General features: G+C 40.8%; 15 protein-coding genes. 10 read left to right on the top strand and 5 right to left on the bottom strand.

Going from position 1 to position 17,830, the window contains the following annotated elements:
* Positions 1-83 precede the first annotated feature (83 nt).
* Positions 84-929 carry a DMT family transporter gene (locus IV514_RS15445; RefSeq protein WP_206486204.1) on the top strand — a complete coding sequence of 282 codons (846 nt, stop codon included), beginning with the start codon at positions 84-86 and terminating at the stop codon, positions 927-929.
* Between the two features lie 172 nt (positions 930-1,101).
* A complete protein-coding gene (locus IV514_RS15440) occupies positions 1,102-2,976 on the top strand; it encodes a CocE/NonD family hydrolase (RefSeq protein ID WP_206486203.1) in 1,875 nt (624 codons plus the stop codon).
* An 82-nt stretch (positions 2,977-3,058) separates the two neighbouring features.
* Here IV514_RS15440 and IV514_RS15435 read toward each other — a convergent pair whose 3' ends face one another.
* The gene (locus tag IV514_RS15435) at positions 3,059-3,217 is read right to left on the bottom strand and encodes a hypothetical protein (RefSeq protein WP_206486202.1); all 159 of its coding nucleotides are present in this window, start codon (positions 3,215-3,217) and stop codon (positions 3,059-3,061) included.
* Positions 3,218-3,268: 51 nt separating this feature from the next.
* On the opposite strand from IV514_RS15435, the gene IV514_RS15430 reads away from it, so the two are divergent.
* The 5 genes from IV514_RS15430 to IV514_RS15410 all read left to right on the top strand — a co-directional run bounded on the left by IV514_RS15430 (position 3,269) and on the right by IV514_RS15410 (position 8,987).
* Positions 3,269-5,398 carry a TonB-dependent receptor gene (locus IV514_RS15430; RefSeq protein WP_206486201.1) on the top strand — a complete coding sequence of 710 codons (2,130 nt, stop codon included), beginning with the start codon at positions 3,269-3,271 and terminating at the stop codon, positions 5,396-5,398.
* Positions 5,399-5,507: 109 nt separating this feature from the next.
* The gene (locus IV514_RS15425; RefSeq protein WP_206486200.1) at positions 5,508-6,620 is read left to right on the top strand and encodes a PepSY-associated TM helix domain-containing protein; all 1,113 of its coding nucleotides are present in this window, start codon (positions 5,508-5,510) and stop codon (positions 6,618-6,620) included.
* Positions 6,621-6,708: 88 nt separating this feature from the next.
* Positions 6,709-7,479 (top strand): EAL domain-containing protein, encoded by a 771-nt coding sequence (locus tag IV514_RS15420; protein WP_206486199.1) that lies wholly within the window; start codon positions 6,709-6,711, stop codon positions 7,477-7,479.
* Between the two features lie 48 nt (positions 7,480-7,527).
* On the top strand, positions 7,528-8,466 hold the full coding sequence (locus IV514_RS15415) for a D-2-hydroxyacid dehydrogenase (RefSeq protein ID WP_206486198.1): 939 nt from the start codon (positions 7,528-7,530) through the stop codon (positions 8,464-8,466).
* A 77-nt stretch (positions 8,467-8,543) separates the two neighbouring features.
* Positions 8,544-8,987, top strand: a complete 444-nt coding sequence (locus IV514_RS15410; protein ID WP_206486197.1) for a hypothetical protein — start codon at positions 8,544-8,546, stop codon at positions 8,985-8,987.
* On the opposite strand, the gene IV514_RS15405 is transcribed toward IV514_RS15410, so the two are convergent.
* Complete coding sequence (locus IV514_RS15405; protein ID WP_206486196.1) at positions 8,984-9,907, bottom strand: LysR family transcriptional regulator; 924 nt, start codon at positions 9,905-9,907, stop codon at positions 8,984-8,986. The genes IV514_RS15410 and IV514_RS15405 overlap by 4 nt on opposite strands.
* 99 nt (positions 9,908-10,006) lie before the next feature.
* On the opposite strand from IV514_RS15405, the gene ppc reads away from it, so the two are divergent.
* On the top strand, positions 10,007-12,568 hold the full coding sequence (gene ppc, locus IV514_RS15400) for a phosphoenolpyruvate carboxylase (RefSeq protein WP_206486195.1): 2,562 nt from the start codon (positions 10,007-10,009) through the stop codon (positions 12,566-12,568).
* 70 nt (positions 12,569-12,638) lie between these two features.
* Here ppc and IV514_RS15395 read toward each other — a convergent pair whose 3' ends face one another.
* Positions 12,639-14,828, bottom strand: a complete 2,190-nt coding sequence (locus tag IV514_RS15395; RefSeq protein ID WP_206486194.1) for an OsmC domain/YcaO domain-containing protein — start codon at positions 14,826-14,828, stop codon at positions 12,639-12,641.
* Between the two features lie 490 nt (positions 14,829-15,318).
* Here IV514_RS15395 and IV514_RS15390 point away from each other — a divergent pair, with 490 nt between their 5' ends.
* Both IV514_RS15390 and IV514_RS15385 read left to right on the top strand, forming a co-directional pair.
* Positions 15,319-15,708 (top strand): bacteriohemerythrin, encoded by a 390-nt coding sequence (locus IV514_RS15390; RefSeq protein ID WP_206486193.1) that lies wholly within the window; start codon positions 15,319-15,321, stop codon positions 15,706-15,708.
* 162 nt (positions 15,709-15,870) lie between these two features.
* On the top strand, positions 15,871-16,236 hold the full coding sequence (locus IV514_RS15385; protein WP_206486192.1) for a hypothetical protein: 366 nt from the start codon (positions 15,871-15,873) through the stop codon (positions 16,234-16,236).
* Between the two features lie 130 nt (positions 16,237-16,366).
* Here IV514_RS15385 and IV514_RS15380 read toward each other — a convergent pair whose 3' ends face one another.
* Both IV514_RS15380 and IV514_RS15375 read right to left on the bottom strand, forming a co-directional pair.
* On the bottom strand, positions 16,367-17,014 hold the full coding sequence (locus IV514_RS15380) for an NrsF family protein (protein WP_206486191.1): 648 nt from the start codon (positions 17,012-17,014) through the stop codon (positions 16,367-16,369).
* Positions 17,007-17,567 carry a sigma-70 family RNA polymerase sigma factor gene (locus IV514_RS15375; protein ID WP_206486190.1) on the bottom strand — a complete coding sequence of 187 codons (561 nt, stop codon included), beginning with the start codon at positions 17,565-17,567 and terminating at the stop codon, positions 17,007-17,009. Before IV514_RS15375 ends, IV514_RS15380 begins: the two co-directional genes overlap by 8 nt.
* Between the last annotated feature and the right edge of the window lie 263 nt (positions 17,568-17,830).

Raw genomic sequence — 17,830 nt, 5'->3', positions numbered from 1 at the left:
AAGACTAGCCTATCGGACGGATAAGCCTATTATTGGTATTAACTTGGCATTGCCAGTTTGTATCGACCAATCAGAGTAAAAGCATGACATCATCCCTTAAAATAGGAATAACCACCACGTTAGCGATGATAGCGTTTGCCGCAAATTCATTGTTATGTCGCGAAGCTTTAGCATCAGGGCATATTGACGCGGCAAGTTTCACCTTGGTTCGTATTATCTCAGGCGCTATCATGCTTGGCTTATTTTGGTTATGCAAATACCGCTCACACTCACTTGGCGGGAACTGGTTATCAGCCTTAGCTTTGCTGATTTATGCGGCGGGGTTTTCCTTTGCATATCTTAATTTAGGTGCAGGAACAGGTGCCTTGTTATTATTTGGTGCTGTGCAAGCAACCATGATTATTTATGGCTTATGGCAAGGGGAGCGCTTGCGTCTTCGTCAAACTATCGGTGTTATCATCGCAGCGCTGGGATTAATTGCATTATTATTGCCCGGAGTCACTGCTCCACCATTGCTAGATGCTAGCTTAATGGTTATTGCCGGTTGTGCTTGGGGCGTCTATTCCTTACTTGGCAGAGGTAGTCAGCATGCTACCTTAGCTACTGCAGGTAATTTTATTCGGGCGATCCCTCTGACAGTTATATTATTTTTGATACTCGACAACGTTAAACACACCAGTTCTATTGGTATTAGCTATGCGGTTGCCTCTGGTGCTCTCGCTTCTGGCGCAGGTTATGCGCTCTGGTATGCTGTATTACCTGCATTAGCGGCAACCACAGCGGCAACGGTTCAACTCAGCGTGCCGATTATCGCCGCATTTGCTGGTATATTTTGGTTAAATGAGGCCATCACACTCAGGTTTACCTTAGCCTCAGTAGCGGTACTTGGCGGCATCGCTTTGTTTATTGTCAATAGAAAGCCCCGCTAAGTTAGTACTTCATGCTTATAGATCATTACTCTAAAAGTACAGAAATGAATGTAAAGTAATTCGGTGAAAGCCCATAAAAAAGCGTTCTATGCATTTGGTGATTAATAAAAAATCGAATAATATCAATTAGCAAAATAATAATACTAACAATATTTTATCCAAGGAGTGACCAATGCAAAAAGTATGGTTAAGCCGCTCGATCACCTTTATCTTTTTACTTTGCGTCAGTACGCTGAGCATTGCAAAAGATAAAAAAGTGGATGAGCGAGCTGAATATATTCGTGCTAATTACACCAAGTTTGAACATAAAATTACCATGCGTGATGGCATCAAACTATTTACCTCTGTTTACCTACCAAACGATAGATCGAAAAAATACCCGATAATGATGCAACGAACGCCTTATCGAGTAGCCCCCTACGGTAGCAATAAATACAAAACACGCTTAGGGCCAAGTGCAAGCTTTGAAAAAGAAGGCTTTATTTTTGTGTTCCAAGATGTACGTGGCAAATTCATGTCTGAAGGGCAATATGTTAATATGCGCCCGCAAGATGCATACACAAAAGGCAAACAAGCCACTGATGATGCGACTGACACTTATGACACCATCGATTGGCTTGTTAAGAATATTGACAACCATAATGGCAAAGTGGGTATGTGGGGTACTTCCTATCCGGGTTATTACACATCGGTAGCCTCTATCAACAGTCACCCCGCATTGAAAGCGATTTCACCGCAAGCACCGATTGCTGACTGGTTCTTTGATGATTTTCATCGCAACGGAGCTTTTGTATTACCGATGGCGTTTATCTTTTTCGACTCTTTTGACAAAGTACGAGAAGATGTACATGCCCATTGGCCAAAACGTATGGACGCAATAACACCTGACGGTTATCAATTTTTCCGTGAACTGGGGCCATTATCTAACGTCAATAAAAACTACTTTAACGGTACCCGCCCTTTTTGGAATGAATTAACTGAGCATCCAAATTATGACGATTATTGGCAGGCACGTAATGTCTTACCTCATTTGAAAAAAACCAAACCTGCTACCTTAGTTGTTGGTGGCTGGTATGACACTGAAGACTTATATGGCCCACTTGCGACCTACCAAGCAATGTCAAATGGCAATAAACAAGATCATATTAAAATGATCATGGGCCCTTGGTATCATGGACAATGGAATAGTGGTAAAGGTGAAAAGTTAGGCGAGGCAGATTTCGGCTTTAACACCAGTCAATATTTCCAAAAAGAAGTACTGCTACCCTTTTTTAAACAGCATTTAAAAGGCGAAGGTGAAGCTAACTTAGCCACAGCGACTATGTTTGAAACAGGTAGTAATCGCTGGCGTCATTTTGATGTTTGGCCACCAAAAAAATCAAGTAAACACACCTTGTTTTTAGCCGAAAGTGAATCACTTAAAACCACAGCAAACAACAAAGGTGCCAGTGATTTCATTAGTGACCCTAACAAGCCAGTACCGCATTCAGCCAATATCAGTAGAGGATGGGACAGACCTTATATGGTTGAAGATCAGCGCTTTGCCGCTCGTCGACCTGATGTACTAGTGTTTGAAACCGACATCATGAAAGATGATATGACCATCGCTGGCGCCATCGATCTTGACCTGTGGTTTTCAACCACACAAAGTGCGGCTGACATCGTTGTTAAACTAGTAGATGTCTTCCCGGGTAAAGACGTCAATAACGACAAGGTGGATCAAGAAACCGGTAACCGCCATGAATTAGTGCGCTGGGGAGTAATTCGTGGTCGCTTCCGTGATAGCTTTAGCGAACCAAAAGCTTTTACCCCCAATAAAGCAACTAAAGTCAATTTTGAACTTTATGATGTGTTACATACCATAAAACGTGGCCATAAGTTACAAATCCAAATTCAAAGCAGTATGTTCCCGTTTATTGATATTAACCCACAAAAATACGTTGATAATATTTTTCATGCGACACAAGACGATTATGTCAAAGCAACGCATAAAATCTATCACAACAAGCAATACCCTAGTGCCATTCACTTTAATACCATTAACTAGTGGCAACACCTCAGCCGTAAATAACTCATTAACGGCTGACCTTTTTGCTGAGGCACTCACGATAATTGAGTGCCTTTTCAAACTAACCTATTTCATACATCATCTCCGCCATCACACCTAAAATACTTGTAACAACTAGGGCGTGCTTTTCACTGACCGCGATCAAATCATCATTTTTCAATCGGTTAAAAATTTCATATTTTTCTACCTCAAACTTATTGCTAATGATAATAATTTGCATTAAGATCCGCATCAAATTATTTCTCACTGACTTTTAGGCAAAAAACACCTCATGAAAACTCGAATAACTTTACTTGCCCTACTCACTGCATGGCATGCACAGGGACAAACACTGACAGAAAATTCAATGGCTGATAGCAAAGATATTGAACGTATTGTGGTGACTGGCAGTCGCATTGTCGAAAGCATTGACGAAGTGCCCGCGACAATTACCATCATCAATCGTCAACAAATTGAAAAGCAATTAAAAGTATCACCTGAGTTACAAACAATACTGGCAACCTTAGTACCGGGATTAGCGCCAAGTACTGGCACGTCAAGCAACTCCAGCCAAACCTTAAGAGGACGTTCTCCATTGGTCATGATTGATGGCGTTCCACAATCGACACCATTACGTAATGGCGCGCTTGGTATCAGAACCATTGACCCAAACTCCATCGAGCGTATTGAAGTTATTAAAGGGGCGACCTCGATTTATGGTAATGGCGCAGCTGGCGGCATTATTAACTACATTACAAAAAAAGCCCATGCAGACAGCAAATTTAATGGTCAAGTGAGTCTTTCCAGCCGCTTTAGCACCGCAAAATTTGAAGACAGTACAGGTCAGCGTATTGAAGGGATGATCAACGGTCAGCTCAATAATTTCAGCTATGTTGCCAGTGCAAGTTTCGAAGAAAATGGCCTACAAAAGGACGCCGAAGGCGATGTTATCGGCTTAAAATATGGCTTATCTGACGCGGTAATGCACAATTATTTTACCAAATTTGGTTATCAATTTAATGATGATATTTCGATGCAATTGGTCATTAACCACTACCAGTCAGAGCAAGACAGTAATCTTGTTGACGTTGTTGGTAGTGTTAATAGTGGTGAAAAAACTTATGCCATTAAAGCACCTGCTGGCACCGATGCTCCTGGCGAACCACAAGGGCCGAATAATCAAAATGTGATGTTGAAATATACCGATCAGGCGCTGTTTGATAATACCCAATTAGTACTTGATGCCTATGCGCAAAAAGTGAAGAACACTTTCTTTTATTCTCCGGTATTGGCCAACCCAGAGCAGGGCTACGATGGTGGTCAATCAGTGATAAAGTCTGACAAAAAAGGCTTACGAGCTACCTTTAATAGCCTATTTGAGTGGGATGACCTAGAGGCAACCATCATTTACGGGATTGACGCACTAAACGATGTGACTTCTCAGCCTATGGTTGATGGTCGGGTATGGGTGCCGGAAATGGACATGGAAAACGTTGCCGGCTTTTTGCAAAGCAAATGGCTAATACAGGAAGACTTAATTGTAAAAGCTGGGGTTCGACGTGAAAATATTGACTTAGCAGTACAAGATTATAAAACCTTAAGGCTGTGCAAAAGCGTAGATATCTGCTCAATACCAATGGCGGTAAAAGGCGATACCCTCAACTATAGCGCAACCACCTATAATGTAGGCGTGCGTTATAACATCGCCGAATACTTCCAGCCATTTGCAAACTATTCACAAGGTTCAGATATTTCAGACATTGGCAGACTACTTCGCACCGCGACCGTCAGCGACATCGCCGATATTCAAACACAAGCATCCATTATTGATAACTATGAAATTGGTTTTACTTCCGTAGTTGATAACCTTCGAATGGAATTTTCAGCTTACCGAAGCACCTCAGAATTAGGCACCACCAATAAATACGATCCTGCTACTGGCGTTTATATGCCGGTTCGCGCACCTCAAGAAATATATGGTTATGAAGCACTGGCTCATTATCAATTGGCTGACAACTTTGATATTACCGCTACCTATGCTTGGGTTGAAGGCAAGGACACTAAAAATGACATTTACTTAGGCGCAAAACAAATTAGCGCCCCTAAAGGCAGCATCAACATCAATTGGTCACCAAATGAGCTATCAAGCATGTCGTTAACCTACTTATATGTCGGTAACCGCAAACGCTTTGATACGGTTGCAGGTGAGCATGTCGGTGATAAAGGCCCGATCAATAGCTACCACTTAGTTAACTTTAGTGGCCAATATCAATTGAATCGAGATTGGCAAGCATTCATCGGTATTGAGAACTTGTTTAATCAAGATTACTACCCAGCTAAATCTCAGGCATATACCTACAGTGGCTACAATGTTAAAGGCTTAGGCACCACGGTTAACCTTGGTGTGCAATACCAGTTTTAACCACATAAGCTGCTAAACCGTCCCCCATGACGAGGTTCTCGTAACCGTAAAAGGTCACTTGGATCTCGTCAAACTTCATTTTGACAATCATTATGTTAGGTCTTACTCCTTGAAAGTTTTCATCAGGCGCATCCATTTAATATTGGCACTATTAAGTGCCGGTTTACTCATAAGTTTGAGCCTTTCTGGGGCATTACTCCTGTACGCAAAAGAGATACAAGCATGGCTTAGTCCTCAGTATTGGCAAGTCAATAGCGCAGATCATCTCTTACACCAGCAACCCTTACCGTTGTCATCATTGGTCAACCATATCGAACAAGAAACCAATACGAAAATACAATTTATTCAACGAAATCCTGATCCTAACAAAGTATGGCAAGTCAGACTCAGTAATAAACAATACCTAAATATTAACCCATACACTGGCGACATACTGCTCAGGCATTCTTTTTACGATACCTTTTATGGTTTTATCATGGCATGGCACCGCTGGCTGCTTTACAGTAATGACCATGGGGAAAGGCCGTTACAACTTTGGGTGTCAATTGCTTGTTTGATCTTCATCATCGAAGTAGTTATTGGCGTATACTTATGGTTAAAACCCAAGCACAGATTAAAGCGTTTACGCGTGCGTTGGCATGCTAAAAAGTCGATCTTATTTCACCAATTACACGGTAGTCTTGGGCTGTTATTAGCCTTCCCTTTGATACTAATCGCCTTTTCAGGTATCTCATTTTATTGGCCAGAAATCAGTCAAAAAATCGTTGAACAAGTCACCTTTAGCCAAATACAACAACCAATAAAGATACCCACTGTCACAACCAGTCAAGGTAAATGGTTAAACTCATCCCTTGATCAAGCGTATTATAATGCTGCTCAAGCATTACCAACGGGCGAGGTATATCGTATTTATTTACCCCAAGAACCCACATCTGCTTTAGCACTCAGAATACAAATGCCCGATGAGAGTCATGCCTATAGCTGGAGCTGGGCAAATCCATACACTGGCGACGTACTTCAAACCTTTAATGCATCCACTACGACACTCGCCACACAAGTATGGAATTTCAGGTACAAGTTTCATATTGGTGAATTTATTGGCTGGCCAATAAAAATGTTATGGTTGTTATTGAGCTTATTACCTTGTTTTTTCATCATTTCAGGCATTTACCTCTGGCGCTGTCGACATACTAAAAGTAAGCGTATTGCCAATAAATGTTAATTTGTTTAAAAACAACATTATTTCAATTTAGTACTATACTGATCTCAACAAGCTCATTACCTCAACCAAGTGAAAGTTAAAGACACTAATGAATGAAGACACTCAGATATTTGACCGATTTTCCTGTAGTAATTGTGCTGATAAAGGCAGCTTAGATTTCGATTTCACCATGGCATTTCAGCCTATAGTTAATTGCAAAACCAGCGAAATATTTGGTTATGAGGCTTTGGTGAGGGGAGTAAACAACGAACCCGCTTTTGAAATTATTAACCAAGTGAATGACGAAAATCGGTACTTATTTGATCAAAGCTGTCGGGTAAAAGCAATAGCATTGGCTGCAAAATTAAAACTGGAGTCAATCTTAAGTATCAACTTTTTGCCAAACGCCATTTATCAACCTGAGCGCTGTATTCGCACTACCTTAGCTGCAGCAGAAAAATATGGTTTTGCCACTGAGCGAATCATGTTTGAGTTCACCGAAACAGAAAAGATTAACGACAGCGGTTTCATAAAAAGCATTGTCGAATATTACAAAAAAACGGGGTTTAAAACAGCCGTAGATGATTTTGGTTCAGGCTATGCTGGGCTTGGCTTAATTGCCGATTTTCAGACCAACATTGTCAAAATTGACATGGAATTAATCCGCAATATTGACCAAGATAAACCTCGACAATACATACTAAAGCATTGTCTCAATTTATTTAACGATCTCAATGTCACTCCGCTGGCAGAAGGGATAGAGACCATCAATGAAATGCGCTTTTTGCAACAAGCAGGTATTGAGTTAATGCAAGGTTATCTGTTTGCTAAACCTGGATTTGAAAGCTTACCAAGCGTTAACTTTGACCAATTGACATAAACCTCCAGCCCTCCTATGGTAAACAGGTAACTCTAGTAGCCTAATTCAATGAATAATTTACTGATAATTTCAGAACAAGCCGCACAATACGAAAAGTTAATCACAGCGCAAACTTTGCCCGATCTAAATATTCATCTGGCACAAGATACTGAACAAGCAAAAGACGTTATCAACGATGTGAATATCATTTTAGGACAACCGGCTTTAATAGCACCATTACTTAAATATGCATCAAAGCTGCAATGGGTACAGTCAACGTTTGCCGGTGTAGAAGCTTTATGTCAGCCAAAGCTTCGCACAGATTATTGCTTAACCGGTGTCAAAGCCGTGTTGGGCCCCTTGATGAGTGAATACGTTTTTACCTATATACTTGCACTAGAGCGCCATATTTTTACCACACAAAAACATCAACATAATCAGCTCTGGCACAGCTTACCCTATCGCAGTTTAACTGGCTTAACTATAGGCATATGTGGACTAGGCTCTATCGGGCAAGCGATTGCCAAAACAGCTGCTCATTTCCAGATGAAAGTATTAGGTTTAAGCCGCACAGCAAAGCCGATGCAATACATAGATAAGGTGTATTCACCCGATAACATTTGTGAATTAGCTCAGCAAGTCGATTACCTAATAACCGTGTTACCTCACACCAAGCACACGCAACACATGATCAATGAGAAAGTGTTACAAGCACTTGGCAGTAACGGCGTATTGATGAATGTTGGCCGCGGTGCAATCATTGATGAGCAAGCGTTAATTGAATCATTACGCAATAAACAAATACGTGGCGCAGTATTGGATGTCTTTCAAACAGAACCTTTGCCAAACGACAGTCCATTTTGGACCTTAGATAATGTATTGATCACACCACACAACGCTGCGGTGAGTTTTCCAGAAGATATCTATAAAATATTTTGCGATAACTATCTACGTTTTACCCAACAACAACCGTTAGAGTACTTGATTAACTTCGATGATGGTTATTAATAATACCAGTAAAATTTAATCACTAAGCTGAGTTTTTCGATTATAGTTAATGTAGTTTCAGTATGGAGTATATGTAAATGGATAAACCCCTTTCTACCGATACGGTAAATGCCAGTATCTTTCGCCCTCATGGCCGAATTGAAATCTATAGCGAACACGCCTTACTTTTTATTAAAGCCGTCGGACCATTTAATAAAGAAATTGTTGATGCGTTAAACACCATAGAAAAAGATATTATTTTAGATAAAATAGACACTTATGGCTATTGGTCCGAGTTAGTTGAATTTGAACATTCATGCATCATCACCCCCGAAACCCAAGCAGCGCATAAAAAATATCTAACAAAGATGAATAACAATGGTATTGCACCCAAAAAATCAGCTTTTTGGATCCCAAGTAATGTAGAAGGCAGCAATATGATGCCCAGTGTATATCAATCTATTTATAAACAATGTGGTATCGATATGCAGGTTTTTCCCGATAGAGATGCGGCACTAGCTTGGTTAACCCAAGACAATTAGCAACGATTTACCGCATTCGCTAAAATTTCCATGCCGTTTTCTAACATAAACTGCTGAAATGCCTGCGCTAATAAACTTGGCTTGCGCGCAGTATTTTGCACTAAACGCCATTGGCTTTTTATCGGAAAATGCTCGACAGGCAATATTTTTAAGCCAGGGGTGACACCAAAGTCTAAACTGTGTCGACTTAACACTGCCAAACCTAACCCTGCTGCAACCGCTTGCTTTATCGCCTCACTACTGGCAATTGTCATTTTCTCACTTAAGACAAACCCCTGTTGATGAAACAACTTCTGGGTCGCTGCTCTTGTGCCTGAACCATGTTCTCTAAGAATAAATGGATAATGACTTAAACGAGCTAAACTCACGGATGATTGCAACGATAACTCATGCCGCTCTGGTGCCACTACTACCAGTTCATTATCGAGAAAAGGCGTTTCTACGACTTCTACGCCAGGCGGCACTTGGCTAAATAAATAAAAATCATCGCTATTGTCGCGTAATCTAGCATGGATAGTTTCACGGTTAGCAATCTCTAATGCCACTTCAATTCTGGGGTAGCGCTTAGCAAATGCTGCCAATAATACGGGTAAAAAATACTGTGCCGTTGTTACTACAGCAATAGACAATGTCCCTGTTACTACTCCTTGTAAATTATCAATATCAGTTTTTAAATTATCTAACGATTGAAATATTTGATTCGCACAGCGCAGTATCGCTTTACCCGCATCAGTCAGTTCGACTGTACGCCCTTTCATGTGATAAACCGGTAAGCCAACCAAGTCACTCAAATTTTTTAATTGGATAGATACTGACGGTTGAGAAATGTACAATTTTTCAGCAACCAAGGACAAACTTTGGTAGCGAGCCAAAGCTTGTATCAATTGTAACTGCCTGATTGTCGGTTGTTTCACACTCATCTATAGACTTTTATCTATAATTTACATTTAAAATATATATTAGACTCTATTTAGATTCATTTCTAGGATAGTGTTATCTGTTAATACAGGAAGATAACTATGTTAGAAACCATTTCACAAAATATTCGTGCCCTTGGCTCATGCCTTGGCAACACCATTGCCGATGAGAAAGATCAGCAGTGGTTAGACAATATTGAACGCGTTCGCTTGCTAGCAAAAGACGGCGTTGCCAATGATGATTTAGCCATTGATGAATTAAAAACCTTATTCCAGTCATGTGATGAACAAAAGTTATTAGTGTATGCCCGTGCCTTTAGCCAATTCTTAAATTTAGCCAATGTTGCTGAGCAACAACATACCACCAGTGAACAAGGCTTAGCAGAGCTGGACTTGCCCCATCCGCTGTCCTCTCTCAAAGAGCAACTTGGTGATACTTCAGCAGAAGATTTTTTCACAGCAATCCAAAAGCTGCACATTGAGTTAGTACTGACTGCCCATCCAACGGAAGTGAATCGACGCACCTTTATACATAAATACCATGAAATTGCCGAGCAACTTGAAGACTCTGGTGCCGCGCTCAATAACCGCATTGAAGAATTGATTGAGCAAGCGTGGAATACCAATGAAATTCGCCATCAACGCCCGACACCATTAGATGAATCACGCTGGGGGCTTAATGCCATTAGTAATAGCCTGTGGCAAGCAGTACCTAAATTTGTCAGAGAGCTAGATGAGCTATGCCAACAAATCTCAGGCCAGCCCTTACCACTAGATGCAACACCAATCACTATGGCAAGTTGGATGGCGGGTGATCGCGACGGCAACCCATTTGTGACCGCAAAGCTGAGTAGACAAGCAATTATTCAGGCACGCTTAATGGCAGCTGAGCTATATCTGGCTGACTTTCAAGCACTCTATTTAGAGTTATCAATGGATAAAGCAAATGATGAACTCCTTAATGCCGATGTTGATAATATTGGCCCATACCGTAATGTACTCAAGCAGACCATCAATAAGTTATCTTATAGTATCGGTCAGTTAAAAAACGATAACAGCCAAGGGGTTATTTCATCACCTAATGAGCTATTACAGCCATTGTATCGATGCCGTGATAGCTTACTCGCGGTTGGATTGAACCGCACCGCCAACTCGCTGTTACTTGATGTGATCCGCAAAGTCCATTGCTTTGGTATTTCGCTGGTCAAATTAGATGTGCGCCAACACAGTGAGTTTCATGATCAAACCCTTGCCGAAATTGTCGCTGAGCTTGGTTTAGGTGATTATCTTGCTTGGGATGAACAACAACGTTGTGAATTTTTACAGCAAGAAATCAACAACCCAAGACCATTATTACCCAAAGTCACCTGGTCAGCACAAACGCAAGAAGTATTAGATACCTTCCATTTTGTTGCTGAGCAGCCAAAAGAAGTGCTTGGGATCTATATTATTTCGATGGCTAGCCGCCAAAGTGACGTATTAGCGGTTAACTTACTCATGAAAGCAACGGGTATCAGTTGGGATATGCCGATTGCGCCATTATTTGAAACCCTAGACGATCTCAATAATGCCGCTCAAGTTATTGATGTGTTACTTAATGATGCCAGTTATAAAACGCGTTTACATGGTGCTCAGCACGTTATGATTGGCTACAGTGATTCTGCCAAAGACGCTGGTGTATTAGCCGCCGCTTGGGCGCAATACCAAGCGCAAGAAGCACTAGTTGCTGTAGCAAATAATCATGACATTACCTTGAAACTATTTCATGGTCGTGGTGGTACTATTGGTCGAGGCGGCGGCCCTGCACATGCCGCGATTGCTTCTCAACCTCCTGGCACACTTGATGGTGGTTTACGCGTAACAGAACAAGGAGAAACGATTCGCTTTAAATTTGGCTTGCCAAACCTTGCAGTGCGCAGTTTACATTTATACGCCAGTGCCATACTGGCCAGCTTAGTGAATCCACAACCTGCACCTAAAGCATCATGGCGTAAACTGATGGATGCCATGGCGAAGCATAGCTGTGATATTTACCGAGGTTACGTGTGTGATAAAGAAGACTTTGTCACCTATTTTCGTCAGGCAACACCAGAGCAAGAGCTGTCGGCTTTACCGCTTGGTTCACGCCCAAGCAAGCGTAAATCGGATGGTGGCATCGAGTCATTACGTGCCATTCCGTGGATATTTGCTTGGAGTCAAAACAGGTTAGTTGTACCGAGTTGGCTGGGGTTTGGTCAGGCGATTGCAGAAGTTGGGCTCAATCAAATCAACACCATTGTTGATATGCTCGATAATTGGCCTTACTTTCGCGCGAGGATTTCACTGACAGAAATGGTGTATTTAAAGTCTGAACCTCATATTTCCAAACTGTATGATCAAAGCTTGGTTGAGCCAGAACTACAATCTTTAGGTGATGAGCTAAGATCTCAGTTAACCAAAGACAAGCAAACCTTGCTTAAGCTTTTGGGGCAAACTCAATCCTTAGAAAAAGATCAATGGAATCTGACTTCATTCCAGTTACGTCAGCCTTATTTACTGCCGTTACATTTAATGCAAATTGAAGCATTAAAGCGACTGCGTAAACAACCTGAACACCCGCTATGTGAACAACTATTGATGGTTACTATGACGGGTATCGCCACAGGGATGCGAAACACAGGCTAGGGACTGTTAATCTAGCTTATTGAGCCCGAGCTAACGGCGGGCTTAATAAGCTAACTTTTACTCTTTACCACTAAGGCTTGTTTGCTATCGCGGCTCTGGCTTGGTGAAGCTTTTTATAGCTATCAATCAATCTTAAGTGCTTGTCCAGCCCTTCTAGTTTCATGCTGGTTTTGGTTAAACCATAAAATCTAACCTCGCCATTAACTGAACCTACGACATTGTTCATTAACTCTGTGCCGAACATGCGCTCAAAATTAGCAATAAAGTGCTCCAGTTCCAGCTCGTCATCTAAAGTCACTTCAAGCACGGCGTGTACTGCTTGATAAAATAAGCCGCGTTCTACCGTGTTATCATTAAACTGTAAAAACTCACTTACAAGCTCAATGGCATCTTCTAACGCTCCTAATGCTAAACAAATCAGGATTTTAAGCTCTAAAATGGTCAATTGCCCCCACACGGTATTTTCATCAAACTCAATACCAATTAGGGTGCGAATATCAATATAATTGTCTTGCTGGCTGTCTTCTAAGCGTTCAAATAAACTCACTAAGGCATCATCACTTAAAGCATGAATATTGAGAATATCTTCACGGTAATCAAGCGCTTTATTGGTGTTATCCCATATTAAATCTTCCACGGGATACACTTCTGAATAATCTGGCACCAGTATACGACAAGCCGTTGCACCTAGCTGATCAAAAACAGCCACATACACTTCTTTTCCTAAGTCTTTCAAAATGCCCATCAAACAAGCATTTTCTTGTTCATTGGTACCGGAAAAGTCCCATTCACAAAAATCATAATCATGTTTAGCACTAAAAAAGCGCCATGAAATAACCCCTGTTGAGTCAATAAAATGCTCAACAAAATTTTCCGGTTCGGCGACTGCCATGCTATTAAAGGTTGGTTTTGGTACGTCATTTAGTCCTTCAAAGCTACGGCCTTGCAATAACTCAGTTAAGCTTCGCTCCAGTGCCACTTCAAAGCTAGGATGGGCACCGAACGAGGCAAAGACGCCCCCTGTTCTAGGGTTCATCAAGGTGACGCACATCACAGGAAACTGCCCGCCTAAAGAAGCATCTTTAACAACGACGGGAAAACCTTGTTCTTCTAAACCTTGAATACCAGCTAAAATGCTAGGATATTTTTCCAGCACCTGCTGTGGAACATCAGGTAGCACAATCTCTTGTTCAATGATTTGCCTTTTTACTGCCCGTTCAAATATTTCAGATAAACACTGCACTTGTGCTTCATAAAGGTTGTTACCTGCACTCATGCCATTACTTAAAAATAAATTTTCAATCAAATTTGATGGGAAATAGATAGTTTCGCCATCAGACTGACGGGTATAGGGAATTGCACAAACACCACGGTCAACATTGCCGGAGTTAGTATCAATTAAATGCGAACCACGCAATTCATCATCGGGGTTATAAATAGCTAAACAGTGATCATCTAATAAGCCTGCTGGCAGTGCATCGTCGTCTTGCAGAGCAAACCATTTTTCATTGGGGTAGTGGACAAAATCACTATTGGCGATTTCTTCGCCGAAAAACTGATCGTTATAGAAAAAATTACAATTAAGGCGCTCAATAAACTCACCTAGCGCAGAACAAAGAGCACTTTCTTTGCTTGCCCCTTTACCATTGGTAAAACACATAGGCGAAGCAGCATCACGAATATGTAACGACCAAACATTCGGCACAATATTACGCCAAGACGCCACTTCAATTTTCATCCCTAAATCAGCCAAAATACCGCTCATATTGGCGATAGTTTCTTCTAGCGCAAGGTCTTTGCCAAGAATATAGGTATGGGCATCGTCACACGGTTTTGCCATCAGCATGGCTTGGGCATCTTCTTCTAAGCTATCGACCAACTCAACTTTAAACTCAGGCCCTGTTTGCACCACTTTTTTTACGGTACAGCGATCAATCGAGCGGATAATGCCTTTACGATCTTTCTCTGAAATACTCTCAGGTAATTCAACCTGAATTTGAAAAATCTGATTATAACGATCTTCAGGATCGACAATATTGTTCTGCGATAAGCGAATATTATCGGTAGGGATATCTCGAGCATTACAATACACTTTAACAAAATAAGCGGCACACATTGCTGAAGAGGCAAGGAAATAATCAAATGGACCAGGCGCAGAACCATCACCTTTGTATCGAATAGGCTGATCAGCAATAACAGTAAAATCATCAAACTTAGCTTCAAGTCTGAGATTGTCGAGATAATTAACTTTAATTTCCATTGATTAGGTACTCACCTTCGAGTTAACGCAGTTAACAGCCATTTTACACCAAATAACGATCATAATGGCTGATGATTAACAACTATTTAATTGGGGCATGTTGATCTTTCAAGTTTCTCTTGAACAAAATTCAAACAGCAATGAGCAACACGCCCTAAGCTAATTATCCTTGTTTTCGCTGAAATAGTCTTACTAAATTATCACTTTTTATCAAAGGGTGCTTTTTCAAAGGGAAAAACTGATGCACGCCAAAGTAACTAACACCACATGGAAAACCTCAGCATTGAAAAAAACAAGTGAGCAAGCGTAAAGGTTTTATCGAAAAAAGGATGGGTAACAAAGGTAAATTCGGTTAAAAATTGCGCTATATCAATAGAGCTTACACTTTTACAAATTTGTAACTGCAAGCAGCTCACATTGTGATTATACTCAGATTTACTTCAATAATCTTTGCATTAACTAGCTCTATGACACTGATGAAATTACCTCTATGACACTAATAAAATGGGATGATGAAACATTGAGTGTAGGGATTAGGCATATTGATAAACAACATAAAACGTTGGTGAATTATATCAATGAACTTGCAACCCTTATTGACAATCAAGCAGATCACACTCAGCTAGATGAGATTTACTCGCAACTTGTACAGTACACACAATATCATTTTGCCAGTGAAGAACATTATTTTGAAACGCTCAGTAACAATGATCTAGCGCTACATAAACTGCAACATAAACACTTTCTTGAAGAACTGGACAACTTTAAAAAAGAGCCAGTATCAATAGATTTATTACACTTTTTATTAGATTGGCTAGTTGTTCATATCCAGTGTGAAGATAAAAAGTTCATCAATAAACACGAAATCAAATTAGTGTAAAAAAATATTTTAACTTACCTGTAACTATTTCTGTATGACTCTCGTATTCGTTATCAACCCAATAATGGGCTGGTGATGCAGCAACTGCTGACAGTGGTTCACCTAGATACCTAATGTGGTTTATTGACAAACACATTAATAAACAAAGAGGAATACACTATTATGAAAAGCTTAAAATCAATCACAGCAATCGCACTAATCGGTTTACTTGCTACGTCAACCTATGCTGTACAAGCCAAAGAACGCACTAACGGTAGAGGCGCATCGGGTACTCCGGTGATTTATGTGACTTCTCAACATCTTTACTACGATACGCTTTTACTTGGCGATTTACCTTATAACGGTACGGATAATTTTCAAAAATTAGAAATGTCTGGCCCAACAGGCGTACAAACAGAATTTGGCCCTATGGATACCGGTTACTATGGTGGACGTTGGTGGGTAGACGCAAATAACAATGACATGATGGATGACGAAGATGTGTATTTTCTTTGTCCACTATTAGGGCCTGGTCGAGCTAACCCATAATCTTATCCACTCATACGCACATGTAGTGATCAACCTGTGTTGATCACTACCTTATGTTCTTCACTTCTTCTTCAAACCTCATCACTTACAATAAACAACACAAACGCTGCAAGCCAAGATAAATAAGGGATTAAGACACTTGCTGATCTGGTCGCCAACGCCACGCTAACCCAATACCAACAAGCATCATGACAAGCCCAGGCGCGATATGAAATTTCAACGTATGTGCAGGTGCATACATGCAGGCAAACTGCATATAAAACGCCGGCATCATACCAGCGGCTAGACTCAACGAAATAGCAGTACGCATTGGCTTTAAAGGATAGAAACGACGTACAAGATACCAAGCAAAATAAATAGGAGGGATTGAATAGAGCATAGTTTCATAAAGACAAAAATGACGTACTCCTAGGCTTGAAGGCTCCAATGCTGGCGCGGCTAAACCGATAACATACTGTGTCCACCAAAGTAGCATCAGCCCAAAACCAAACATCATAAAACGTTGGCTTAAAACGCCTGGCACTGCATCACGAAATGCTTGCAAGCTCAACCAATATATTGCCACCAGCCCCAGTAGCATTTCAAACAAAAATCGGGGAGATTCGCTAAGCTGAGCAAAAGCTCCTGGGCGAATTGGACCAAATATATGTATTATCGCCACCACATAAATTGCACTCACCATAAACCACGCACTAGCGACAAGGTTAACATTCGGTGCGCGTTTTACCGGCGCAAGATCTTGGCTCAATTTTGCAATCAATGCTGCTCGGTTAGCCATTATTTTCAGCCTCCAAAATCTGTTTCAATTTATTTATTGCTCTGTGCACTCGTACCTTCACGGCACTTTCTGAAATACCTAACTGCTTAGCAGTTTCCGCACTGGTAAACCCTAACATTTTCGTTAATGTTAAAACTTCTCTTTGCTGGCTTGATAAGGCATCTAATAAACTATCATTACTCATACTATCTTCCACAGCATGAGCTTGATTACCTTGTGCTAGCACTTCTTGTACTTGCCTTTGCTGTTCAACAATGCGTTGGCAAGCATCTTTGTGTCGTAAAAAATCAATCACTTTATGGCGAACAATGGTAAACAGCCATGGTCTAAAGGGGCGATTAGGGTCATAGGTATGACGAGCGTTATGAATAGCAAGTAAAGACTCTTGTACGCAATCTTCTAAAAAAAGCTGATTACCAAAGCGCTTGCGTAAATAGGCATGAATAACATTCGCTAATTCTGTCAGTAACTGTTGATAGTCATGCTCACTGCCTGCTTGAGCTTTTACCATAAGCGCTGACCAACGTGTACTATCTGACGGTTGAGATGTCATTGTTATTATATTTATCTCCCTGAAATAGCCTAATTGACACGTAAAAAAGCAACACAGTAGCTTTACTAAGTTACCAAAGTAATGCGTTTGAAAGCAAGCAATCTTAACTAAGATACTCTGTGTGAAACTTTGCAAGCTATGCCCGTACATTATAGCACCTACCTATTAGTCATCTATTGACTAAATACGAACAACAGCGCTCAATGGTTACAAAATTAACGTGATAAATACAAGAAAACACTGAGGGATATGGATTACTAAAA

This window comes from Thalassotalea sp. G2M2-11 (assembly GCF_017168195.1).
GTDB lineage: Bacteria > Pseudomonadota > Gammaproteobacteria > Enterobacterales > Alteromonadaceae > Thalassotalea_E.
Note: the sequence above shows the minus strand (reverse complement) of the source record. Positions and strands in the feature narration are given on the sequence as shown.

Excerpts from the sequence above, each read along its gene's own strand:
- IV514_RS15375 (WP_206486190.1), bottom strand. The coding sequence starts at position 17,567 with ATGACATCTCAACCGTCAGATAGTACACGTTGGTCAGCGCTTATGGTA.
- IV514_RS15415 (WP_206486198.1), top strand. The coding sequence starts at position 7,528 with ATGAATAATTTACTGATAATTTCAGAACAAGCCGCACAATACGAAAAG.
- IV514_RS15440 (WP_206486203.1), top strand. The coding sequence starts at position 1,102 with ATGCAAAAAGTATGGTTAAGCCGCTCGATCACCTTTATCTTTTTACTT.
- IV514_RS15385 (WP_206486192.1), top strand. The coding sequence starts at position 15,871 with ATGAAAAGCTTAAAATCAATCACAGCAATCGCACTAATCGGTTTACTT.
- IV514_RS15430 (WP_206486201.1), top strand. The coding sequence starts at position 3,269 with ATGAAAACTCGAATAACTTTACTTGCCCTACTCACTGCATGGCATGCA.
- IV514_RS15390 (WP_206486193.1), top strand. The coding sequence starts at position 15,319 with ATGACACTAATAAAATGGGATGATGAAACATTGAGTGTAGGGATTAGG.
- ppc (WP_206486195.1), top strand. The coding sequence starts at position 10,007 with ATGTTAGAAACCATTTCACAAAATATTCGTGCCCTTGGCTCATGCCTT.
- IV514_RS15435 (WP_206486202.1), bottom strand. The coding sequence starts at position 3,217 with ATGCAAATTATTATCATTAGCAATAAGTTTGAGGTAGAAAAATATGAA.
- IV514_RS15405 (WP_206486196.1), bottom strand. The coding sequence starts at position 9,907 with ATGAGTGTGAAACAACCGACAATCAGGCAGTTACAATTGATACAAGCT.
- IV514_RS15445 (WP_206486204.1), top strand. The coding sequence starts at position 84 with ATGACATCATCCCTTAAAATAGGAATAACCACCACGTTAGCGATGATA.
- IV514_RS15420 (WP_206486199.1), top strand. The coding sequence starts at position 6,709 with ATGAATGAAGACACTCAGATATTTGACCGATTTTCCTGTAGTAATTGT.
- IV514_RS15380 (WP_206486191.1), bottom strand. The coding sequence starts at position 17,014 with ATGGCTAACCGAGCAGCATTGATTGCAAAATTGAGCCAAGATCTTGCG.
- IV514_RS15395 (WP_206486194.1), bottom strand. The coding sequence starts at position 14,828 with ATGGAAATTAAAGTTAATTATCTCGACAATCTCAGACTTGAAGCTAAG.
- IV514_RS15410 (WP_206486197.1), top strand. The coding sequence starts at position 8,544 with ATGGATAAACCCCTTTCTACCGATACGGTAAATGCCAGTATCTTTCGC.